This window comes from Paracoccus sp. PARArs4 (genome assembly GCF_947311865.1).
GTDB classification, from domain to species: Bacteria; Pseudomonadota; Alphaproteobacteria; order Rhodobacterales; family Rhodobacteraceae; genus Paracoccus; species Paracoccus zeaxanthinifaciens.
Window position 1 is genome coordinate 1 of sequence record NZ_CAMZMW010000026.1, and the last position, 22,624, is coordinate 22,624.

23 protein-coding genes are annotated in these 22,624 nt (G+C 66.5%); 5 read left to right on the plus strand and 18 right to left on the minus strand.

The features are described from left to right. The first annotated feature begins 389 nt into the window (after positions 1–389). Positions 390–731: a hypothetical protein gene (locus QMZ16_RS16325; RefSeq protein ID WP_348984671.1), complete on the plus strand. Its 342-nt coding sequence runs from the start codon at positions 390–392 to the stop codon at positions 729–731. A 241-nt stretch (positions 732–972) separates the two neighbouring features. Here QMZ16_RS16325 and QMZ16_RS16330 read toward each other — a convergent pair whose 3' ends face one another. Beyond that, positions 973–1,407 (minus strand): hypothetical protein, encoded by a 435-nt coding sequence (locus QMZ16_RS16330; protein WP_348984672.1) that lies wholly within the window; start codon positions 1,405–1,407, stop codon positions 973–975. Between the two features lie 277 nt (positions 1,408–1,684). Between QMZ16_RS16330 and QMZ16_RS15535 the strand changes: the two genes are divergently transcribed. Both QMZ16_RS15535 and QMZ16_RS15540 read left to right on the plus strand, forming a co-directional pair. Continuing rightward, on the plus strand, positions 1,685–3,907 hold the full coding sequence (locus QMZ16_RS15535) for an NADP-dependent isocitrate dehydrogenase (RefSeq protein WP_282603914.1): 2,223 nt from the start codon (positions 1,685–1,687) through the stop codon (positions 3,905–3,907). Between the two features lie 24 nt (positions 3,908–3,931). Further along, a complete protein-coding gene (locus tag QMZ16_RS15540) occupies positions 3,932–4,354 on the plus strand; it encodes a hypothetical protein (RefSeq protein ID WP_282603915.1) in 423 nt (140 codons plus the stop codon). Between the two features lie 697 nt (positions 4,355–5,051). Here the strand turns inward: QMZ16_RS15540 and minE are convergent. The 5 genes from minE to QMZ16_RS15565 all read right to left on the minus strand — a co-directional run bounded on the left by minE (position 5,052) and on the right by QMZ16_RS15565 (position 9,096). Then, a complete protein-coding gene (gene minE, locus QMZ16_RS15545; RefSeq protein ID WP_282603916.1) occupies positions 5,052–5,333 on the minus strand; it encodes a cell division topological specificity factor MinE in 282 nt (93 codons plus the stop codon). Beyond that, positions 5,330–6,178: a septum site-determining protein MinD gene (gene minD, locus QMZ16_RS15550; RefSeq protein ID WP_022706043.1), complete on the minus strand. Its 849-nt coding sequence runs from the start codon at positions 6,176–6,178 to the stop codon at positions 5,330–5,332. The genes minE and minD overlap by 4 nt, the downstream gene beginning before the upstream one ends. Further along, entirely contained in the window at positions 6,175–6,897 is a 723-nt protein-coding gene (minC, locus tag QMZ16_RS15555) for a septum site-determining protein MinC (RefSeq protein WP_282603917.1), read from the minus strand. The genes minD and minC overlap by 4 nt, the downstream gene beginning before the upstream one ends. Positions 6,898–7,101: 204 nt before the next feature. Continuing rightward, positions 7,102–8,148 carry an ornithine cyclodeaminase gene (locus QMZ16_RS15560; RefSeq protein ID WP_282603918.1) on the minus strand — a complete coding sequence of 349 codons (1,047 nt, stop codon included), beginning with the start codon at positions 8,146–8,148 and terminating at the stop codon, positions 7,102–7,104. A 9-nt stretch (positions 8,149–8,157) separates the two neighbouring features. Continuing rightward, a complete protein-coding gene (locus tag QMZ16_RS15565) occupies positions 8,158–9,096 on the minus strand; it encodes an arginine deiminase-related protein (RefSeq protein WP_282603919.1) in 939 nt (312 codons plus the stop codon). Between the two features lie 122 nt (positions 9,097–9,218). Between QMZ16_RS15565 and QMZ16_RS15570 the strand changes: the two genes are divergently transcribed. Next, positions 9,219–9,644, plus strand: a complete 426-nt coding sequence (locus QMZ16_RS15570) for an Lrp/AsnC family transcriptional regulator (RefSeq protein WP_282603920.1) — start codon at positions 9,219–9,221, stop codon at positions 9,642–9,644. A gap of 36 nt (positions 9,645–9,680) precedes the next feature. On the opposite strand, the gene QMZ16_RS15575 is transcribed toward QMZ16_RS15570, so the two are convergent. From QMZ16_RS15575 to kduI, 12 genes are all read right to left on the minus strand, one after another. Next, positions 9,681–10,787, minus strand: coding sequence for a TauD/TfdA family dioxygenase (locus QMZ16_RS15575; RefSeq protein ID WP_282603921.1), 1,107 nt, complete (start codon positions 10,785–10,787; stop codon positions 9,681–9,683). 230 nt (positions 10,788–11,017) lie between these two features. Next, positions 11,018–12,415 carry a gluconate:H+ symporter gene (locus QMZ16_RS15580; RefSeq protein WP_282603922.1) on the minus strand — a complete coding sequence of 466 codons (1,398 nt, stop codon included), beginning with the start codon at positions 12,413–12,415 and terminating at the stop codon, positions 11,018–11,020. Positions 12,416–12,542: 127 nt separating this feature from the next. Further along, positions 12,543–13,511 carry a D-erythronate dehydrogenase gene (gene denD / locus QMZ16_RS15585; protein WP_282603923.1) on the minus strand — a complete coding sequence of 323 codons (969 nt, stop codon included), beginning with the start codon at positions 13,509–13,511 and terminating at the stop codon, positions 12,543–12,545. After that, positions 13,508–14,314: a DeoR/GlpR family DNA-binding transcription regulator gene (locus QMZ16_RS15590; protein ID WP_282603924.1), complete on the minus strand. Its 807-nt coding sequence runs from the start codon at positions 14,312–14,314 to the stop codon at positions 13,508–13,510. Before QMZ16_RS15590 ends, denD begins: the two co-directional genes overlap by 4 nt. A gap of 3 nt (positions 14,315–14,317) precedes the next feature. Further along, the gene (otnI, locus tag QMZ16_RS15595) at positions 14,318–15,109 is read right to left on the minus strand and encodes a 2-oxo-tetronate isomerase (protein ID WP_282603925.1); all 792 of its coding nucleotides are present in this window, start codon (positions 15,107–15,109) and stop codon (positions 14,318–14,320) included. Between the two features lies 1 nt (position 15,110). Further along, the gene (locus QMZ16_RS15600; protein ID WP_282603926.1) at positions 15,111–15,746 is read right to left on the minus strand and encodes an aldolase; all 636 of its coding nucleotides are present in this window, start codon (positions 15,744–15,746) and stop codon (positions 15,111–15,113) included. Next, positions 15,743–17,044 carry a 3-oxo-tetronate kinase gene (gene otnK, locus QMZ16_RS15605; protein WP_282603927.1) on the minus strand — a complete coding sequence of 434 codons (1,302 nt, stop codon included), beginning with the start codon at positions 17,042–17,044 and terminating at the stop codon, positions 15,743–15,745. Before otnK ends, QMZ16_RS15600 begins: the two co-directional genes overlap by 4 nt. Before the next feature lie 3 nt (positions 17,045–17,047). Next, on the minus strand, positions 17,048–17,956 hold the full coding sequence (ltnD, locus tag QMZ16_RS15610; protein WP_282603928.1) for an L-threonate dehydrogenase: 909 nt from the start codon (positions 17,954–17,956) through the stop codon (positions 17,048–17,050). A gap of 740 nt (positions 17,957–18,696) precedes the next feature. Beyond that, on the minus strand, positions 18,697–19,440 hold the full coding sequence (locus QMZ16_RS15615) for a glucose 1-dehydrogenase (RefSeq protein ID WP_282603929.1): 744 nt from the start codon (positions 19,438–19,440) through the stop codon (positions 18,697–18,699). After that, complete coding sequence (locus tag QMZ16_RS15620; RefSeq protein WP_282603930.1) at positions 19,430–19,828, minus strand: cupin domain-containing protein; 399 nt, start codon at positions 19,826–19,828, stop codon at positions 19,430–19,432. The genes QMZ16_RS15615 and QMZ16_RS15620 overlap by 11 nt, the downstream gene beginning before the upstream one ends. A gap of 27 nt (positions 19,829–19,855) precedes the next feature. Next, positions 19,856–20,599, minus strand: coding sequence for a 2-dehydro-3-deoxy-D-gluconate 5-dehydrogenase KduD (gene kduD / locus QMZ16_RS15625; RefSeq protein ID WP_282603931.1), 744 nt, complete (start codon positions 20,597–20,599; stop codon positions 19,856–19,858). Beyond that, positions 20,596–21,420, minus strand: a complete 825-nt coding sequence (gene kduI / locus QMZ16_RS15630; RefSeq protein ID WP_282603932.1) for a 5-dehydro-4-deoxy-D-glucuronate isomerase — start codon at positions 21,418–21,420, stop codon at positions 20,596–20,598. Before kduI ends, kduD begins: the two co-directional genes overlap by 4 nt. Before the next feature lie 265 nt (positions 21,421–21,685). On the opposite strand from kduI, the gene QMZ16_RS15635 reads away from it, so the two are divergent. Then, positions 21,686–22,498: an IclR family transcriptional regulator C-terminal domain-containing protein gene (locus QMZ16_RS15635; protein WP_282603933.1), complete on the plus strand. Its 813-nt coding sequence runs from the start codon at positions 21,686–21,688 to the stop codon at positions 22,496–22,498. The last annotated feature ends 126 nt before the right edge of the window (positions 22,499–22,624 follow it).

A 22,624-nucleotide genomic window follows, 5' to 3' on the forward strand; every position in this document is an offset into this window, starting at 1 on the left:
GAGGGTCTTTCTGTCCGCCGTCGCTCTCGCCGCAACTGTCATCTTCTGGCTTTGAAAATTAACGAGTCTGGAGCCTAGCGGATCCTGCGGCTGAAGCAGCGCGGTGCCTCGATCACGAAGTGGAAGAACAGCCGCCTTCCGGAAGCGAAGAGTTACGCCTCTTGTAAGGTCAGCTCGTCTATGACTGGGGTGTCGCACAAGCCGGTCTGCGGCGTGATATTCGCTCGCCCATTCAGCACGCGATCCACAGTCGCTGTCCCGAGAACCGCCAGCCGCGCAGCCTACATGGCGGGAAAGCTATGAGTCGTCTAATGCAATTTCTGATAAGTCACGACGCATCGCGCAACCACGGTCGGGGCCAGGATCGGGCCATCGAAAGCGAGGATACCATGAAGGACAAGACCCGGGCCGCAAGCGGCTTCTACGATCCCCAGACCTGCGACCTGCGCGAATTCGAGGCGCTGATCGCGCAGACGACAACCCACGACATGGCAGAGCTGAGGCCCAAGCTGTCGGATCCTGCCGCTCGGCGCGTGTTGATGGCGAAGCGGGCGGCTGTGCTGAATATCGGCCCCGGCGTCGTCGCGCTGCACCGGACCTATGAAGATACCGCCATCCTCGATCGGGCGCGCGCAGCCTATGACCGGATCATCGATCAGGAACGCCGGGAAAGCGGCGCAAGGGCGGATCATTTAGCAACCGCAGGGGCGAACGACCGGATCTGGGACTAGGCCGAGGCGCTGTGGGAGGCCGCACCCGAGATCTGCATGCGCTATTTTGCGAACCGACGATTGCAACCCTTTGCGAGGCATGGCTGTGGACGGACTACCATGTGGCCGGGCAGGTCAACCAGGTGCGTCCGGGTGGCGCGGCGCAGCAGGCGCATCGCGATTACCACCTTGGCTTCAAGACCGCGGGTGTCAGCGCAAGCTATCCCGGGCATGTGCACGACGTCTCCCCCGTCCTGACGCTTCAGGGCGCGATCACGCATTGGGCATGCGCGTCGAAACCGGACCGACGAAGCTGTTGCCATTCTCGCAGGCCTATCGCCCGGGTTATGCCGCGTGGCGCCGTGCTGATTTCCGCGCCCTGTTCGAGGAACACCATCTCCAGCTGCGCCTGCACTAGGGCGACACGCTGTTCTTCAATCCCGCGCGGTTCCATGCGGGCGGCACGAACAGCAGCGCCGAGATCATGCGCTGCGTGAACCTGCTGCAAGTCTCGTCCGCCCTCGGGGGCGCGATGGAGGCGATGCATCGCGACCGCATGTGCAGGCTTGTCCTTCCCCATTCCGCCAAGGCGCAGAGATTGCTGGACGCGGCCATCGACGCAACGGCCGAAGGATACTCCTTTCTCACGAACCTGGACCGCGACCTGCCCACAAACGGGCTGGTTTCCGAAACGCAAGCCGACTTCTTCTGCCGCGCGACAAGGGAGGGGTGGACGCCGAAACCTTCAGCCAGCGCCTCGACCGCACAGCCGCGCGCGGCGACCCTGGCCCCTCGAATACGGCCGCCCATGTCCCTGCGCCCGCCTTCTTGCGCAAAAGGATTTCGTTCATGATCTGGACAGGGCGTTCCCGGCGATGCATCGTCTGCGCCGTGCGATCCGACCGAGGAGGATCGGCACGCAACTCATCCCGCGCGACCCGCGGGACGACCGAAACGAAAGAGGACCACGGACGATGGCCGATACCCCTACCCCCCAGATCATTTACACCAAGGTGGATGAGGCGCCCGAGCTGGCCTCGGCCTCGCTGCTGCCGATCATTCGCCGCTTCGCTTCGGCCGGGGGGATCGAGGTCGCCACGCGTGACATCTCTCTGGCGGGGCGCATCATCGCGGCCTTCCCCGAACGTCTGACGCCCGAGCAGGCGCAAGACGACGACCTTGCGGGCCTGGGTTCGCTGGTCAAGACGCCCGAGGCGAACGTGATCAAGCTGCCCAACATCTCGGCCTCGGTGCCGCAGCTGGTCGGCGCGATCAAGGAACTGCAGGCGCAGGGCTTCGACCTGCCGGATTACCCCTACGAGCCCGCCACCGACGAGGAACGCGAGATCCGCGCCCGTTACGACGCGCTGAAGGGTTCGGCCGTGAACCCCGTCCTGCGCGAAGGGAACTCGGATCGCCGTGCCGCGCGCGCGGTCAAGAACTATGCCAAGGCGCATCCGCACTCGATGGGCACCTGGTCGCCCGACAGCAAGACGCGCGTGTCCTCGATGCCCGAGGGCGATTTCCGCCGCAACGAGGCATCCGTCACGCTGAGCGCGGCGCAGGCCGGTCCCGTCAGCATCCAGCTGACCGATGCGGGCGGCAACACCACCGTCCTGAAGGAAGGCATCAACCTGCCCGAGGGCACCGTGGTCGATGCCAGCTTCATGTCGGTCGCGCATCTGCAGGACTTCCTGAAATCCGAGATCGAGCGCACGCAGGCCGAAGGCACGCTGTTCTCGGTCCACCTCAAAGCCACGATGATGAAGGTCTCGGACCCGATCATCTTCGGCCACGTGGTCCGCACCTGGCTGGCCCCGGTCTTCGAACGTCACGGCGATGCGATGGCCGCGGCGGGCGTCGATCCGAATGGCGGCCTGGGTTCCGTCCTGGCCCGCATCGACGAGATGCCCGAGGGCGCCAAGATCCGCGCCGAGATCGAAGAGCTGATGGGCCAGCGCCCGCCGCTGTATATGGTCAATTCCGACAAGGGGATCACCAACCTGCACGTGCCGTCGGACGTCATCATCGACGCCTCGGTTCCGGCGCTGCTGCGCGCGGGCGGCAAGGCATGGGGTCCCGACGGGGCCGAGGCCGACACCAACTGCGTCATCCCCGACACCTCCTATGCGCCCGTCTATGACGAGAGCGTCCGCTACTTCAAGGAGACCGGCGCGCTGGATCCGGCGACCGCGGGCACGGTGCAGAACATCGGCCTGATGGCGCAGAAGGCCGAGGAATACGGCTCGCACCCGACCACGTTCGAGATCCCGGCCGACGGCACCGTCACCGTGGTCGCGGCGAATGGCGACCAGCTGCACAGCCATACCGTCCAGAAGGGCGACATCTGGCGCATGTGCTCGACCCGCAAGGCCGCGATCGAGGACTGGGTCCGCCTGGCCATCGACCGCCAGCGCCTGGAAGGCTGCAAGGCCGTGTTCTGGCTGGACGAGACCCGTCCCCACGACCGCGAGCTGCTGGCCTATGTCCACCCGATCCTGGCCGAGGCCGGCGTCGCCGACCGCTTCACCGTGCTGGCGCCGCGCGAGGCGACCCGCCTGTCCTTCGAGACCATCCGCGCCGGTGACGACATCATCGCGATCAGCGGCAACGTGCTGCGCGACTATCTGACCGACCTGTTCCCGATCCTGGAGCTGGGCACCTCGGCCAAGATGCTGTCCATCGTCAAGCTGATGCAGGGCGGCGGCATGTTCGAGACCGGCGCGGGCGGCTCGGCCCCCAAGCACGTCCAGCAGCTGCAGGAGGAAAACCACCTGCGTTGGGACAGCCTGGGCGAGTTCTGCGCCCTGGGCGAGAGCCTGAAGTTCCTGGCCGAGGCCTCGGGCAACGAGAAGGCCCGCACCCTTGCCGCCGCCGTCGAGGCCGCGACGCAGGGCGTGCTGGACCACGAACGTTCGCCGGGCCGCAAGGCGGGTCAGCCGGACAACCGCGACAGCCACTACTTCTTCGCGCTGTACTGGGCCGAGGCGCTGGCAGGTCAGACCGAGGACGCCGACCTGGCAGCCGAGTTCGCACCCATCGCCCGCGACCTGCGCGAGAAGCAGGACCAGATCATCGCGGAACTGCGCGCCGATCGCGGCAAGCCCGCCGATCTGGGCGGCTACTATCACGCCGATCCGGCCAAGGTCGCGGCGGTCATGCGCCCCTCGGCGACGCTGAACGCGATCATGGGCTGATCACCCCCGGGGGCGGCGCGCAACATGCGCGCCGCCCTTTTTCTGTCCACTTACTGTTCGTTAGCGGGATTTTTTCGAACGGTTCGAAGTCGTCTCTCCTACTTCCGCCGCTTTTTTGCATGCCCGCCGATCCTGGTCTGGATGCCCGCCAATGCCGGCATCCGACCCAAGAACTGCGCCGAGACCCCTCGGGGTCTGATTGTGATCGGGCGCGGCACCAACGCCCTATGGTCACAGATGCTCAAATGCGGTGGGCACGAGACCCGTGGCATTTATCTTGCAGCGCATAGGGATCGAGCACTCAGCCATGGGCTGACGCATGTAGGCAACCTCAACCATGCCTCGGCCTATCAGAAACGTGGTGCCGAAGGTCGTCCTGACTTTCGCGGTACTGCCGATGGCCCGTCTGGGCTTGAGAATTCGGGCCGCTTGCGTATTCCGCGCTGACGCTGCTGGACCTATCCGTGCCGACAACCACCGGCGGCGGCTCGGCGCTGTAAAATCGATCGCAGGCGAATGGCTCGCCTGAACACGGCAGTCTTCTCCGAACAGGGCCATCACGACACCTTAAACTTCTGCGCGGGCGAGTCCGATTTGGCAGACCGCGCCACCGAGGACGCCTTCTGGAGCTATCGCTATTCCAGCCACGATGAACGCGCGGGCCTTTGGAAACGCATCGCGGACGAGATCGACGCACGCAGCGCACGGATCAACTGGATCGGCACCGGGAAACCAGCTTGCCCAAAGCGCGGCTGGACCACGGGGCCGCTGCGCATGTTCGACACCCATATCCGCGACGCCACCCTACCCGGCCGTCAGCCGCTACCTCACCCCGTCCTGCGGATGATCCAACGCCCCATCGGCCCTGTCGCGGTCTTCGGTGTGACGAGTTTTCCGCTGGCACTCTCGATCGCGGGCGGGGACGCCATCGCAGGCTGCCCGCGGTGCTCAGGGGGCACGGCGCCCATCCCGGCACCGCCGCAGGGGGATCGTTGCCGCAATCGCGGCCTGCGGCATGCATCCCGGCGCCTTCTCGATGATCCAAAAGATTACCGGCAAGTCGGACATCCCCGAGGCGATCATGCCCTCGGACCTGTAAGCCGTGGCGATCCGCGCGGGGTCGTGCCCGCGCGGACCTGCCATCTCAGCCCTTCTTGTCGCCAGCGGCGGCGGTCGGCAGCTCGATATTGATTTCGAGGCTGGACATGTTGTCGCCGCGATCCATCCTGACCTTGACATCCTTGTCGTTGATCGGGACATGCTTGCGGATCGCCGCGACGATATCGCGCTGCAGCATCGGCAGGTAATCGGCCTCGGCCACGCCGCTGCTGCTGCGTTCATGGGCCAGCAGGATCTGCAGGCGGTCCTTGGCTGTCTGCGCGCTCTTGGGCGGGTGCTTCCTGCGTGCAAAACCGAAGAAGCTCATGAGGCACGTCCGAACAGCCGCTGCAGCAGGCCGGGCCGACGTTCACCTTCCATGCGCATCTCGACATCCTTGCCGGTCAGGCGGGCCACCGCGTCCTCGTAGGCCTGCGATGCGGCCGAAGGGCCGTCCAGCGTCACCGGGGTGCCGACATTCGACGCCTTCAGGATCGCCTTGCTTTCGGGCACGACACCCAGAAGCGGCACGGCCAGGATCTCCAGCACGTCCTCGACGGTCATCATCTCGCCGGTATTGACGCGATCGGGATCGTAGCGGGTGATCAGCACCTGCGCCTTGATCGCGTCGGCGCCGTCGGTCTCGGCGCGCTTGGTCTGGCTGCTGAGAAGGCCCAGCACCCGGTCGCTGTCGCGGACCGAGGACACCTCGGGGTTGGTCACGACCACGGCCTCGTCGGCGAAATGCATCGCCATCTGGGCGCCGTGCTCGATCCCCGCGGGGCTGTCGCAGATGATATAGTCGAATTCCTGCTTCAGCTCGTTCAGGACCTTCTCGACGCCGTCCTTGGTCAGCGCGTCCTTGTCCCGCGTCTGCGAAGTTGGCAGGATCGACAGCGTCTCGACCCGCTTGTCCTTGATCAGCGCCTGCTTCAGCTTGGCATCGCCCTGGATGACGTTGATGAAGTCGAAGACGACGCGACGCTCGCAGCCCATGGTCATGTCCAGGTTGCGCAGCCCGACATCGAAGTCGATCACGACCGTGCGGAAGCCCTGCTTGGCCAGCCCCGCCGAAATGGCCGCGGAAGATGTCGTCTTGCCGACGCCCCCCTTGCCGGAAGTCACGACGATCACCCGCCCGAGCGGCGCGGTGTCCTTGGATTCAGTCGTCACGCGATCACCTCCATCCGTAGTTTCTCATTCTCAAGGAATATGTGCGTGCAGCGCTGGCGGGCGGCCTCTTCCAGGTTCTCGTTGGTCTGGTAGAGGCCGGCGATCGCGACCAGTTCGGCATTGAGGCTCTGGCAGAAGATATGCGCGCCCTCGTCGCCGTGGCATCCCGCCATCGCGCGGCCGCGCAGGTTGCCATAGACGTGGATGTTGCCCGCCGCGACCAGCTCCGCCCCCGAGGCGACCGATCCGATCACCGTCAGGTCGCCCTGTTCGGCGACGATCATCTGGCCCGAACGGACGGGCGTGCGCACGACCTTGTTCAGCGGGGCCTGGGGGGCGGGGGCCGCCTGCGGCTGCGCGGGGGCCTGCGGGGTCGCGCGTGCGGGCCGGGGTTCGCGCGGCAGGGGCGCGTCGCGGCCACCCTCGACCGGGATCAGGCCCATGCCCTGCAGCGCCGCGCGGTCCAGCGCGCCCGCATTCTCGACGCCGAAGACGCGGAACTCTCGGTTGCGCAGGTTCGCGACCAGATCGCCAAGCGCCGCGGGGTCCGCGAAGCCGGGCGCCTGCGCAAGGTCCAGCACCATCGGCGCGCCCGCGAAGAATTGCGGCGTGCGCAGCAGCTGTTCGTCCAGCTGCGTATAGAAGGCATCATCCGCGACATCGGACACGATGCGCAGCGACAGCGCGGTCAGAAAGCGCCCGCGCACCTGAAATGGCATGACGGTTGCCGGCCCTTGGTCGCGCCGGGCCCGGACTGATCGATCGGACAATTCGACACTCTGCTCCTGCTTTGCGGCAGATCACGGCAGGGACTGCCGCGCTGCTCTTCTTGCATTCCCCCTTTTCACGAACTGACGGCGGACGGAAGGCGTCCCGCGCAAAATTGCGCAGGAACCTGCCTGCAGGGCGGCTTTCGGCGGGGGTCAGCCGGCGCGCTGGAACATTCCGAACAGGTCGCGCGGGTCGTCGGGATCCGCGATCATGTCCAGGGCCGTGAAGAAGGGCGTGCCTTCGATCGCCTGCGCGACATATCGCAGGGCGCTGAAATCCTCGATGGCGAAGCCCACGCTGTCGAACAGGGTGATCTGGCGGTCATCCGTACGCCCCGCGACATCGCCCGTGATCACCTGCCACAGCTCGGTCACGGCATGGTCGGGGTCAAGCTGCTGGATCTCGCCCTCGATGCGGGTCTGGGGCGGGTATTCCACGAAGATCCGCGAGCGCAGCAGGATGTCGCGATGCAGTTCGGTCTTGCCCGGACAGTCGCCGCCGATGGCGTTGATATGGACGCCGCTGCCGACCATGTTGTCGGTGAGGATGGTCGCGTACTGCTTGTCGGCGGTGCAGGTGGTGATGATCTGCGCCCCCTCGATCGCCTCTTGCGAGGAACGGCATTCGACCACCGTCAGACCGCTGCCGGCAAGGTTTCGGGCACAGCGTTCCGTGGCCGCCGGATCGATGTCGTACAGGCGCACGCTGTCGATCCCGCAGACCGCCTTGAAGGCCAGGCACTGGAATTCCGACTGCGCGCCGTTGCCGATCATCGCCATGGTCCGGGCGCCCTTCGGTGCCAGATGCCGGGCGGCCACCGCGCTGGTGGCGGCGGTGCGCAGCGCGGTCAGCAGGGTCATCTCGCTCAGCAGCTTGGGATAGCCGCTGTTCACGTCGGCCAGCAGGCCGAAGGCGGTCACGGTCTGCAACCCCTCGGCCATGTTCTTGGGATGGCCGTTCACGTATTTGAAGCCATAGGTCTCGCCGTCCGAGGTCGGCATCAGCTCGATCACGCCGACATCGGAATGGCTGGCAACGCGGGGGGTCTTGTCGAACAGCGGCCAGCGGCGGAAATCGGCCTCGATCTGGTCGGCCAGGTCGGTCAGCACCTTCTCGATCCCGATATGGTGGACAAGGCGCATCATGTTCTCGACCGAGACGAAGGGAACATAGGCGAGTTTCGAGGGAAGCGGAGCCATGGGAACCTCTTATGCGGGAATGGGGGAACGGGCCGACAGATGCAGCCCGGCGATCATGCAACGGACCGAGCCGCCCGCATGTTCGATGGTGGGAATGTCCAGCGGCAGCAGCGCGACATGGCGTTCCAGACCCGCGCGCTGCGCGCCATCCAGCGACCGCAAGGCGCGCGAGGACAGCGCAAGGACCAGCCCGTCGCGGCCCTGCAATTCGATTGCGTTGCCCGCGAAATCGGCGATCTGGGCGTGGGTCAGTTCGACGATGTCGCGTTCGCCGCGGCGCAGACGCTCGGCCACCTCGCGGCGGCGCGGGGCGTCGGGGATCTCGTCCAGCCCGATCATCGCGAAATCGGTGCCGATGCACATCAGGACATTGGTGTGATAGATCGGCTTGCCCTGCGCATCGAGCGCGTCAAAGACGATGGGTTCGTAGTTGAAATGCGTGCAGAACCGTTCCAGCAGGATCTCGCTGGTGCGTTTCGACCGGGCGGCATAGGCGACGCGTTCCAGATGGTCGATGACCATCGCGCCGGTGCCCTCCAGGAACAGATCGTCCTGTTCCAAGCCGGAATAGTCGATGATGTCCTGCACGCGGTAGCTGTGCTTCAGCATGTTCAGCACATCCTGCCGCCGTTCGGCGCGGCGGTTCTGCGAATACATCGGATAGACCGCGACATGCCCGCCCGAATGGGTCGAGAACCAGTTGTTGGGAAAGACCGAATCCGGGGTGACGGTGCCTTCGTCCTCGAACAGGTGGACGCGGATGCCTGCACCCGTCAGCGCGGCCGCCGCGCGTGTCACCTCGGCATGGGCCATGCGGGCGATGGTCGTGGGGTCGCTGCCGGCGCTGGTCTGGAAATGGTTGTCCTGCGCGGTGGCAGCATTAGGGGTGAAGTGATGCGGCCGGATCATGACGACCGAGGCCGGGGCCTGAAGCGAGGAACGGGGCATGGATGCCTCCTTTGGGACGTTCCTGTCAGGATAGCTGCGGTCCTTGACGGATTGCATGGCCATGGTGATAGATCTGGCAACCATGATTACGCATATTGCCAATACCGGATGTAAGTTTTGCCATGCATGTCTATGACGAACTGGACCGGAACCTGATCGCCATCCTGCGCGAGGATGGGCGCGCGCCGGTGTCCAAGCTGGCGCAGCTTCTGGGGGTGTCGCGGGCCACGGTGCAGGCGCGGATGGATCGGCTGCTGGACAGCGGCGCGGTGCTTGGCTTCACCATCCGCGCCCGCGAGGACAGCGGCCCGCAGGGCGTGCGCGCGATCATGATGATCGAGGTGTCGGGCCAGTCCACCACGCAGGTCATCCGCAGCCTGCGCGGCATCGCGGCGCTGCATCAGCTGCATTCGACCAATGGCAACTGGGACCTGGTCGCCCATCTCAGCGCCGAGAGCCTTGCCGATTTCGACCGCGTCCTGCGCGAGGTCCGCAACATCCCCGGCATCACGAACAGCGAAACCTCGATCCTGCTCAGTTCCGTCTGACGGGGTCGGGGACCGAACGCCCCCGACCCGCGCGGATCAGCGCGCCAGAACGCGGATGCGGCTGTCCCATTCCCCGCGATCGACATAGCAGCCGTGCAGGTGCCGGAACCCGGTCGAGGGGTCGAACGCCTCGCGGCCATGCATCACGCGGCGGTTGTCGAAGACGACCATCTCGCCCGCCGAGAGGCGCAGGGCGATGCCATAGGCCGGATCGCGCGTCATCCGCATGAACAGCTGATAGGCGCGATAGAAGCCCCCCATAACCGCCGGGTCCAGATCGAGGATATCCGCGATATGCGCGTTGAAGCAGACCTCGGAGATCTCGCCCGCATCATCCAGCGTGATCACCGCCTTGCGCGACCGGATATCGGTATCGCGGTCGTGAAAACGGAAGGGCACGGTGACGGTCGACAGGATGCGGAACGCCTCGGGGTCGCGGTCGCGCAGGTCGCGTGCCACGGCCAGCCCGTCGCAGAAGGTGGACCCGCCGCCCTGCGCCTCGTTCGCAAGGCAGTGCAGGAACTGGTATCCGGGCGGCAGTTCCTGGTTGGTCAGGTCGGTATGCAGCGGCAGCGCGTCCGAGGTATAGGCCAGGTTGTTCGGATCGGGCTTCGACATCACCTCGAAGGTCAGGCCGAAATTCGTCTCTCGCAGGTGGCCGACGCGGCGGGCGATCGCGACGCCTGCCTCGGTCGTGTCGGCCAGACCGGTGACGATGGACAGGCCGAAGCGCTTGGTGTCGGCCAGCCAGTCCGCCAGCCCGCGATCGGTCCCGGCAATGGCCGCCGCATCGTGACGCGGCACGCCGCCCGCGCCCAGTTCGGCCCGCCACGGATGCAGCGGAATGTCGGCGGGATCGTGGCGCGCGGCGCCCGGACGGTTCGCCTTGATCCAGTCCAGATCGAAGCGGCTGGGCGCGTCGGCATCCTGCCATGTCAGCAGCAGCTCGTTGCCCGCGATCTCGGCATGGGCGGGCGCGATGTCCAGCGACACGGCGGTCAGGTCGAAGGTCCGCTCGCCCGTCTGGGGGTGAAAGCCCGACGGATCGGTGTCGCGCAGCCAGATGAAGGGAAAGCTTCCGGTGGTGCCGTCGGCCCAACGGATGTCGAGGCCCTCGGCCCCGGTGGCAAGGGTGGTGGTCATGTGTCTCTCCGGCGATGGAATGTCAGAATGGCGGTCAGGGACGCCCGCCGGGGGGCGGCCACCATTCGTGGGCCTTCGCATGGGGATGGCCCGGACTTCTTCCAAGGACGATGCACATTGGCGGCAGGAAACCACGGACGGCCCGCGTCTTGCAAGCGGATCCTGCCCACCGGATGCGAAAAGGGCCGCCCCCGAGGGGACGGCCCTGCAGTCGCGGCGATCGCGGTGAATCAGCCGAACAGCGCGTTGCAGATCAGCAGCATGACCAGCGCCGACATCCATGCCAGCGTGGTGGGCACCGACCACAGCAGCATCTGGTGCTTGGCGTTCTTCACGCCCAGCATGCGGTTGATCACCCAGAAATAGCTGTCGTTGAAATACCCGAACACCATCGAGCCGATGGCCGCCGCCTGCGCCGCGAACACCATGTTCACGTCCGGCATCGCCATCAGGATCGGGGCCGAGATGGACGCACCCGTGATCATCGCGACGGTCCCCGAACCCTGGATCATCCGCACCAGCGACGAGATCAGGAACGGAATCAGGATCGCGGGGATCGGCAGGCCGGCCACGGCCTCGCCGATGACATCGCCCGCACCCGAGGCCCGCAGCACCGCACCAAGCGCGCCGCCCGCACCGGTGACCAGCAGGATGATGCCCGCGCTTTCGACGCCCTGCTCCATATAGGCGATGGCGTCGGTCCGCGGCACGGTCGGGATCAGCGTGTAGACCGCGACCAGAAGGCCCAGGCCCACGGCGATGACCGGGTTCCCGATGAACGAGAACAGCTGCACCAGGAACGAGTTCGCAAGCTCGGCATCGCCCGAGGTCTTGACCACGAAGGTGGCCAGCGTGTTCAGGAAGATCAGCGCGATGGGCAGGACCAGCGGCAGGATCGACAGGAACAGCGACGGCAGCTCCTTCTGGCGCTCGGTCGCGGCTTCCTCGAACTGGCGATAGGCCGCGCCGATATCCTCGCCCGTGTCGTCGAGGATCATCTTTTCCAGCCGGGGGCCCATGAAGCGGCCATAGAAGACCAGGACCGCCATGCCCGGCAGCGTGAAGATCACGCCCCAGAAGATCATCAGGCCGATATCGATGCCATAGATCCCCGCGACGCCAAGCGGGCCCGGGGTGGGCGGCACGGCGTGGTGGGTCAGCATCAGGCCGCCCGCAAGGCTGATGCCAAGCGTCAGGATCGACTTGCCGGTCGAACGGGCCAGCGCCTTGATCAGCGGCGTCAGGATGACGAAGGCGCTGTCGCAGAAGATCGGGATCGACACGACATAGCCCGTCAGGACCATGGCCCAGTCCTCGCGCTTCTTGCCGACCCAACGGATCAGCGAATAGGCCATCTGTTCCGCCGCGCCCGAGATTTCCAGCACGCGACCCATCATCACGCCGAAGCCGATGACAAGGCCGATGGTCGACAGCGTGCTGCCGAAGCCCGTGGTGATCGCCGAGATCACGTCGGCGGGCAGCATGCCCCCGATCAGACCTGCAAGCGACGCTGCGATGACCAGGGCCACGACCGCGTGGACCTTCGTCTTGACGACCAGGAAGATCAGCAGGGCGATGGCAACGACCAGGCCCGCGATCAACTGGAACTCCATTCCGGGTTCCGCCATGTTATTCCTCCATTTCATGCCCCGTTTCGGGGGCATCCCTCGATTTGTTTGCCGTTGTCTCTGCCGAAGGGCCGGCCTGCCCGTGGCGGGGGCGGCCGGTCATGCGTCTTCGGGAATTCGGATGGGGTCAGGCGTCGGCCGCCTGCGGCGACGTCTCGGCCATGTATTGCGACAGCACGCCGTCGAAATCGCCGTCCGCCACGAAGCCGAGCGACAGCGGACGCGCCACGTCGAAGGCGCCGGGCCAGCTGCACACGATGTCGATCACGCGGCTGTCGGATGTCAGCGACACCCGCGCGCGCGCATCCGCGCCGCCAAGGCGTTCCAGGCTGTCCAGCATCTGCGCGGGCGTCACGGTGATCCCCGGCAGGTTCAGCACGCGGTTCAGGCCCAGCCGGTCGCCCGCGATGCCCCCCGCCAGCACCAGGTTCGCGATCGCCGCGTCCGGCGACGAGATCCACAGCCGCGTGTCCAGCGGCACGGGGCATTCGGACGGCTCGCCCGCCAGCGGTTCGCGCAGGATCCCGGACACGAAGGACGATGCCGCGGAATTGGGCTTGCCCGGACGCACCGAGATGGTCGGCAGGCGGCAGGTGATCCCGTCGACGAAGCCCTTGCGGCTGTATTCGCCGACCAGCAGTTCCCCGATGGCCTTGCCGCAGCCATAGGAGGATTGCGGCATGGTGGCCATCGTCTCGGGGACGGTGTCGGGCATCTCTCCGCCGAAGACGGCCAGCGACGAGGTGAAGACGAAGCGCGGCGCGACTGCCAGCTTGCGACATTCCTCCAGCAGCAGGCGCGTGGCATCGACGTTGATGTTCAGGCCGGTGTCGAACTCGGCCTCGGACTGGCCCGACAGGACGGCGGCCAGATGATAGACGACATCGGGCCCCTGCGACAGCGCGCGGGCCACGTCGGCGGCATCGTCGATGGACCCCGCCACGCTGGTCACGCGCGCATCGCGGATCGGGCATTCCACGCGGTCCAGCGACACGACCGACACGACCTGGCGGTCGGGGCCAAAGCCCTGATCCAGCAGGCGCGCGATGAGGCGGCTTCCCAGGAACCCTGCGCCGCCCGTCACGACAATCTTCATTCTTCCTCTCCCTTGCAGTCGGGATCGCCATCCGTCCGCGGCCCTTCGGCCAGGATGACCTCCAATCCCATATCCCTGATTTCCCCGGCCACGCCGGGGTCGATCTGCCCGTCGGTCACGACCGCGTCGAAGACCTCCATGGGCAGGATGTTGATCGCCGCCACCACGCCGTATTTCGCGGAATCCGACACCAGAACCGAACGCCGCGCGCGCTGGATCACGGCATGCTTGACCGGGCGCTTGGCCTCGGTCGGGGAACTCAGCCCCGAGATCGTCCAGGACGAGGTCGAGATGAACGCGATGTCGTAGTTGAACTGCCCGAGCGTGCCCGACGCCAACTCGCCCACGCAGGACCGGTTGTCCCCGTCGACCAGCCCCCCCGAGTGATAGAGCGTGCAGCGCCCATTCTGCGAGAGATAGGCGCAGATGACGAAATCGTTCGTCACCACGGTCAGCCCCTCGCGGTCTGCGATGGCATGCGCGATCTCCAGCGTGGTCGTGCCCGCGTCCAGATAGACGACCATCCCGTCGCGGACCATCCGCGCGGCGGCGCGACCGATGGCGCCCTTCTGGTCGGTGTTGATCCCGCTTTTCGCCAGATGCGGCAGCTCGGCCTCCAGCCGCCTGCTCAGCCGCACCCCGCCCGAGACCGAGGTGACGCGGCCCAGCCGTTCGAGCGACTGGATGTCGCGGCGAACGGTCATGTGGGACACGCCCAGCCTCTCGGTCAGCTCGGCGATGCTGATCACGTCCCGCTCGACCAGGCAGGACAGGATGAAATGCTGGCGTTCGGCGGGGATCATGGGTCAGGCGGCCTTGCGCGGCAGGAAGGGCGCGGCCCAGGCCAGCCCCTCTTCGGTCAGGCCGCGGGGGTTGTATTCGCAGCCCAGGAACCCGTCGAAGCCCGTGCGGTCGAACGCCTCGAAGATCGCGGCATAGTTCAGCTCGCCCGTGTCGGGTTCGTGGCGGTCCGGCACGCCCGCGATCTGGACATGGCCGTATGCACCCTTCAGCCGCTCGATCCGGCGGATGATGTCGCCGTCCATGATCTGCGTATGATAGACGTCGAACTGCAGCAGCACGTTGCGGCGGTCCAGCCGGGCGATCAGCTCCAGCGTGGGGTCCTGATGGGCCAGGAAATAGCCCGGCACATCGCGCGAGTTCAGCGGCTCGATCGAGACCTTCAGCCCCGCAGTCCCGGCGCGGTCGGCGGCAAGGCGCATGTTGCGGATCCAGGCGGCCTCGCAGGCGCTGGCATCGGGCTCGCCCGCCGTGATGCCCGACATCACGTGGATGCGCGGACAGCCGAGGCCGGTGGCGTATTCGATGGCCTGATCGACCGATGCCTCGAACTGGGCCTCCTTGCCGGGACGGGCCGCGAAGCCGCGTTCTCCGCCCGCCCAATCGCCGGCGAAGGCGTTGATCAGCGTCAGCGACAGCCCGTTGCGGTCCAGCCGCGACTTCACCTCGGCGATCGAATGGTCATAGGGGAACAGGAACTCGACCGCCTCGAAGCCCGCAGCCCCCGCCCGGTCGAACCGGTCCAGAAAGGGCGCGTCGGCGAACAGCATCGACAGGTTGGCTGCAAGTCTTGTCATCTCAGTATCCTCCGCCCAGTTCGGCGATCTCGTCCTCGGTCAGGTAATGCAGCTTCTCGCCCTTCAGCAGGAACAGCAGCTTGGCCGTCTCCTCCAGCTCTTCGGCGTTGTTCACCGCGTCGTCGATATCCTTGCCCAGCACGACCACGCCATGAGAGGCCAAGAGGAAGGCCTGCACCTTGTGGCGGCGCGCGGCCTCGGCCAGATCCTCGCCGATCCGGGGCGAACCGGGCCGGTAATAGGGGATCACCGGCATGTAGCCGATGCGCATGACGTAATAGGGCGTGAAGGGCCGCATCGCGTTCTCGCGCGGCAGATCCTCGAGGCAGCTCAGCGCCGTCAGATAGGTCGAGTGCAGGTGCACGATCGCCCCCGCATCCGGCCGCACCTCATAGAGCTTGCGGTGGAACTCGAACTCCTTCGAGGGCTTGGGACCGGGCTTCGGCGCCCCGTCCGGTCCGATCACCGTCAGCCGGTCCGCCTCCAGCCGCCCGAGGCAGCTGCCCGTGGGGGTGACCAGGAACCCGCCCTCGTCCGAGCGGACCGACACGTTGCCCGCGCCGCCGACCGAATATCCCCGGTCGAACAGGCTGCGGCACAGCAGGACCATGCGTTCCGCCTTGGCTGCATCGTTCATGCCGACCCCCCGATCGCCGCGCGGACATTGGCGGGCTGGCAGTCGAGGAAGAAGCTCTCGGTCCCGAAATTGCCCGATTTCAGCGCCAGCGACAGCGGGCGGTCCACGGCGCGGACCCAGGGCACGCCCGGCGCGATCTGCGGGCCGATGGCGAAACCGGACACGGCCAGCGCCTGCGTCACCGAACCCGAAGTCTCGCCCCCGGCGACGACGAAGCGGACAATGCCGCCCTCGGCCAGCTTGCGGGTGGCGGCGGCAAAGGCATGCTCGACCGCCTCGGACGCGGCGGCGCCGTGGCGGGCCTGAACGTCGCGCAGGATGTCGGGCGAAGCGGTGGCGGTGATCATGGGCGACGGGCGGTCGCCGTCCTGCGGCTGCGCCAGCGCCCATGCGGCCATCTCGGCGCCATATGCGTCGGGATCGGCAAGGCAGCGCTCCACGTCCACGTCGAAGACCGGCGCAAGCCCGCGATAGGCCGCGACCTGCGCATTGGTCATCACGCTGCACGACCCCGAGATGACGATCCCCGGCCCTTCCAGGGCCGCACCCGCGGTCGCGGCCTGACGGCCCAGTTCCTCGGTGCGGCTTGCGTCGCCCGTGGCGACGGCCCGCGCGATCCCCGCGCCCAGGCCCGAACCGCCGGTGACCAGCTTCATGTCGGCCACGGCCTGCCCCAGCACGTCCAGATGCGCGTCGCTGACCGCATCCAGCACGACATAGGACATGCCCGATGCGCGCAAACGCTCGATCTCGGCGCGGACGGCATCGGCGCCCTTTTCCACGGTGGTGGCGGTCACGACGCCCGTGCGGCCCCTGGACTGCATGTCCATCAGGCGCATCAGGTTCGAATCCGTCATCGGCGTGATCGGGTGGTCCTTCATCCCCGATTCCTGCAGCAGCTGGTCGCCCACGAACAGATAGCCCTTGTAGATCGAGCGTCCGTTGACCGGCAGCGCGGGGCAGATGACGGTGATGTCTGTGCCGATGGCCTCCATCAGCGCATCGGTGACCGGACCGATATTTCCCTTGGCCGTCGAATCGAAGGTCGAGCAGTATTTCTGGAAGATCTGGCGACACCCGAGCGATTGCAGCCAGGCAAGCGCGGCAAGGCTGTCGGCCACGGCCTCGCCCGCCGGGTTCGACCGCGACTTGAGCGAGACGACGACCGCGTCGCCCTCGACCGTGGTGCCCGCCGGGGGCACGCCGATCATCTGCGTGGTGGCCAGGCCGTTCGCGACCAGAAAGCCCGCGATGTCGGTCGCGCCGGTGAAATCATCCGCGATGACGCCGATCATCATGGCTCAGCCCTCCTTTTCCGGCAGGTCGATCCCAGAGAAGGTCTTGATGACGGCGCTGTCGTCCTGCCCGCCAAAGCCCATGTTCGACGCGTTCTGGAACATGGCGAAGGCGGTCGAGGCCAGCGGCAGCGGGAATTTCAGGCTGCGGCCCGTCTCGGTCACGAGGCCCAGGTCCTTGACGAAGATGTCCACAGCCGAAAGCGGGGTATAGTCGCCGTCGACCACGTGCTTCATGCGGTTCTCGAACATCCAGGAATTGCCGGCGGCGTTGGTGACGACGTCGTACATCGTGTCCAGCGGAATGCCCGCACGCGCGGCCATGGCCATCGCCTCGGCCCCGGCGGCGATATGCACGCCCGCCAGCAACTGGTGGATGACCTTGACCATCGCGCCCTGCCCGATCTCGGTCCCGATATTGTAGACCTTGCCCGCGACGGCATCGAGGACGGGACCGGCCGCGGCAAAGGCCGCCTCGCTGCCCGAGGCCATGACCGTCATCTGACCGGCCTCGGCCTTGGCGGCACCACCAGAGACCGGCGCGTCCAGCATCAGGACGCCCATCGCGTCCAGATCGGCGGCGAGCGATTTCGCGTCATCCGAGGATTGCGTGCAGCTGACGATGGCGACACCGCCCTTGCGGATGCGCGTCGCCGCGCCCGCGTCGCCCAGCAGGACCGCGCGGGCCTGCGCGGCGTTCACCACCAGGACCAGGATCGCGTCGAATTCGCCCGTCAGATCCGCGACCGAGGCACCGACACCTTCGGCCCCCGCAGCCGCGAACTGGTCCCGCCGCACGTCGGACAGGTCGATCCCCGAGGTCGGAATGCCGGCGCGGACGCAGGACAGCGCAGCCCCCATCCCCATCGATCCGAGGCCGACGACACAGGCGCGATATCCCGAAGCCACATCCATGATTCATTCCCCCAGTGACTGAATTCGCAGCACCAAGATCATGAAATCGTCACATTTGCAAAACTTATTTCACAAATTATCACGCATACGATCAATCTGGATGTGAAGATCGGTGCATGAATAATGTCGTCAGACGCAGGTCCTAGCCCGCACCACAGACACGTCGCCATATGCATGGCTGTACAGGTCGATCTGGGCGCATGATGCGCCCGTCGCCCGCAGGCTCCGACAGTGCGGCGCAGGACATGTCTTCGTGCACCAGAATGTTGACGGTTACCGCGCGTACCGTCGCTGTCCACGCCGATCCGACGGTGTGGATGATCCGCTATACCGTCGAGGATGCGCCGGTCAGGGCAGGTGCCAAATGCTTTCAGGCAGATGATCGGGCCACGACGGCACGCACGGCATCGTAGTCATGCCCGCGCGCGGCTCTAGGACAGGATACCGGCAAGGGGTGCGGGCCCTGCCCCTCGCCACCCGGCAGCGAGGATAGACTGCAAAAGTCCAGCCAGCCTCGACGGCTGGGCTGGCTTGGGGATCGGCTAAGGGCAGCCCCGACATTGCGGCATCCGCGTGGTCCAGCAGGTGTTCTCCCGACGGGCCGGCACGCACCTTGTGCTTCGGCCCCGCCTCGCGGCCATCTTGCGAAGGCCCGACCACGCGACCAAGCGCCTGATGGGCGCCCGGTCGCGTGGCATATTCATTATCCCTCGCAGCGATCTGCGCGAGATACCTCGAAACTAGCTGAAGAACATGCCGCCGTTGATGTCGACATTCGCGCCGGTGATGAAGCCGGAATCCCCGCAGGCCAGGAACAGGACCAGGTTCGCGACATCATCGGGCGTGCCCTGACGGCGCACGGGCGCGGTCTGCTCCAGGTTCCGGCGGGCCTCGTCCTTGGTGAAGACGTTGTGGAAATCGGTGTCGATCATGCCGGGGCACAGGGCATTCACGCGAATATCCGGCCCGACCTCCTTGGCCAGACCGCGCGTCAGCGTCATGACGGCACCCTTGGACGCGGCATAGGCGATGGCCCCGCCGCCGCCGCCATCGCGGCCCGCCTGGCTTGCCATGTTCACGATCGCGCCCTGTTTCATATGCGGCAGGCAGGCCTTGATCATCATGACGGTGCTGGTCAGGTTCAGGTCCATCACCGCGCGCCAATGGTCCATCGACATCTCGGCCAGGCTCTTGCGGGCGATCAGGCCGCCGGAATTGTTGACCAGCACGTCGATGCCGCCGAATTCCGCCACGGTCGCGGCGACCAGCGCGTCCACATCGGCCTGATCGTTCAGATCGCCTTGCCTGGCGAAGGCGCGCCCGCCCGAGGCGCGGATCGCGGCCACCGTCTCGTCCGCGCCGGCGCTGCTGCTGAAATAGTTGATCGCGACATTCGCCCCCTCGGCCGCAAGGCGCATGGCGCAGGCCCGCCCGATATCGCGTCCGCCGCCCGTGATGATCGCGGTCTTGCCCTCAAGCTTCATGTCTTTCTCCTGGATTTTCGGTGGGACGCCGGTGCGCCCCGTGTTTGCGGGCCGCGATCAGTCGAAGTCCTCGCGGTGGGGGGGTGAACATGTCGATCAGCGTCCCCGCCTGAAGGCAGGTCGCGCCATGCACGATGCCCGGCTGCTTGTAGAGAGAGTCGCCCGGCCCCACGACATGGGTCCGGTCCCCGACCGTGAATTCGAACCGGCCCGACACGACATAGGTGATCTGCTCGTGCGGGTGGTGGTGCAGCGGCGCCACCGTGCCGGTGTCGAAATGCACCTCGACGCACATGAGGTTGTCGTCATACGCGCCCACCCGTCTGCGCAGCCCCGGTGCCACCTGGATGGTTTGCCCCTCGGCTGCCGGGAAATGGTTCTTCGTCATTGCTGTCCCCCTGTCAGGTCCTGCGCCCTAGCGCGCCAGCCATCCGCCATCCACGTTGATGACGGCCCCGTTCACATAGGCGGCGGCGGCCGAACACAGGAACGCCGCGGTGCCGCCGATATCCTCGGGGTTGCCCCACCGTCCGGCGGGGATCCGGTCCAGGATCGCGCGGCTGCGGTCGGGATCGTCGCGCAGGGCCTCGGTGTTGTTCGTCGCGATATAGCCGGGGGCGATCGCGTTCACGTTGATGCCGTGGGCCGCCCATTCGTTGCACAGGATGCGCGTGATCCCGGCCACCCCGTGCTTGGACGCGGTATAGGACGGGACCCGGATGCCCCCCTGGAACGACAGCAGCGAGGCGATGTTGACCACGCTGCCGCCCTGCCCCCGCGCGATGACCTCGCGCCCGAAGGCCTGGCAGGTGAAGAACAGCGCCTTCATGTTGACGTCCATCACCTCGTCCCAGTCGGCCTCGGTGAAATCGACGCTGTCGGCGCGGCGGATGATGCCCGCGTTGTTCACCAGGATCGTGTATCCCGCATCCGCGAAGACATCGCGCGCGGCCATCGGGTCGGACAGGTCCAGCAGCAGCTCCTCGGCCTCGCCCCCCCTGGCGCGGATCGCGTCCACCGTCTGCGCGGTGCTGCGCCGGCCCGCACAGGTCACGCGCGCGCCTTGGGCCGCCAGCGACACGGCGATGGCCCGCCCGATGCCGGTATTCGCGCCGGTCACCAGCGCACGGCGACCGTCCAGCCGGAACGGCCCGCTCATTTCAGGTCCGCCGGCTCGACGAAGTCCATGTCGGTGAAATCGACATTGTCGCCCGCCATGGCCCAGATGAAGGTGTATTCCCCGATCCCCGCCCCCGAATGGATCGACCAGGGCGGCGAGATCACGGCCTCTTCGTTGGCCATGAACAGGTGGCGCGTCTGCTGCGGCTCGCCCATCAGGTGCAGGACGCGGGCCTCGGGCGCCATCCCCCAATAGAGATACGCCTCCATCCGGCGGTCATGCACATGGGCGGGCATGGTGTTCCAGACCGACCCTTCCTGCAACGAGGTATAGCCGAGGATCAGCTGGCAGCTTTCCATCACCTGCGGATGGATGAACTGGCAGATCACCCGCTTGTTCGAGGTCGCGGTCTCGCCCAGCTCGACCCGCTTGCATTCGGCCAGCGTGACCAGCCGCGACGGGAAGCGCGCATGCGCCGGGGCCGAGGTGATGTAGAACCGCCCCTGCCCGCCGAAAGCCACCGCCCCGCTGCCCATCCCCAGATAGAGGACGTCGCCCCGTTCCAGCGTATGGGTCGCGCCCTCGGCCGCGACCGTTCCGGTGTCGCCGATATTGACGATGCCCATCTCTCGGCGATCGAGGAAGGACGGGGTGCGCGTCTCCTCGACCCGGTCGAGGGTCAGGGTCCCGCCATCCGGCACGGCGCCCCCCAGGACGAAGCGGTCGTAATGGGTATAGATCAGGTTGATCTGTCCCGGCGCGAACAGGCCCTGCCCCATGAAGGCCGCGCGCAGCGCGTCGGTGTCCATGCCCCTGGCGTGTTCGGGATGCACGGCGTGGCGTGTCTCGACATTCAGCATCTTCTCTCCTCGGATCCCCGCGGGCTCCTCCGCGATCCTTCTCGGGCACGCGCCGTCCGTGGCATCACGATGCCATTTCAGGGCTGCGCACCTTCGATATTCCCCCTTGGGCGCCCGTTTCCGGAACGCCGTTCCGAAATCATCGAAGCACGGATGCCCGCCCGTCGCAAGCGAAATGGAACACTGGTCCATTTTTTCCGGGCATGCCATGATGGGGGCCGCCCCAAGGGGCGCGCAGGACCGCACAAGGATTGGACAGGCACGCATGGCCCCGACTTCGCAGAAACCCGACGCAGCCAGGACCGACAGCGTGGCATCCGTCCTCAAGGTCTTTTCCGTCCTCGAGACGCTGGCCGAGGATCGGCAGGCGGGGCTTGCGACCATCGCACAGCATGCCATGACATCCAAAAGCACGACCCACCGCCTGCTGCAGACGATGGTCGATCTGGGCTATGTCACCCAGGACCCCGAGACCGAGAAATATGGCCTGACGATGAAGCTGTTCACCGTCGCCGCGCGGGCGCTGAAGCGGGACACCGACCTGCTGCATGTCGCGGATCGCGGCATGGGCAAGCTGTCGCGCGCCTTCGGTGAATCGGTGAACCTGGGCGTGATCGACGATCAGGACCAGCGCGTCGTCTATGTCCACGGCTATCCCTCGACCTTCAACCTGTCGATGAAATGCACGACGGGGATGCGCAACCCGCTGCATTCGACATCGCTTGGCAAGGCGCTGCTGGCCTTTCGCGACCCCGACGAGATCGAGGAGAGGATCGCGGCGATGCGCTTCGAGGCCTCGGCCCCGAACACGATCACCGATGCCGCGACCCTGCGCGAACAGATCGAGCTGACGCGCAGCCGCGGCTATGCCGAGGAGATCGAGGAGAGCGAGGCGGGCGTGCGCTGCATGGCGGTGCCGCTGCGCGATCACCTGGGCAAGTCGATCGGCGCGATCTCGATCGCCTTCCCGCTGTTCCGCTTCGACGAGGATCGCCACCGGGAATACTTGGCGCAGCTGCTGGCGGTGGGTGCCGAAGTGTCGGCGGCCCTGGGCCACGAGGCGGGGCCGCTGTCCTAGGGTCAGGACCCATTAATCGGGTTGCGACCACCTTGCCGGCGTGATTCATGCTCCCGAACTGATGGGGGCATGATGAGCAATCTTTTCTGGCTGAGCGATGAGCAGATGGCGCGGTTGCGGCCGTTC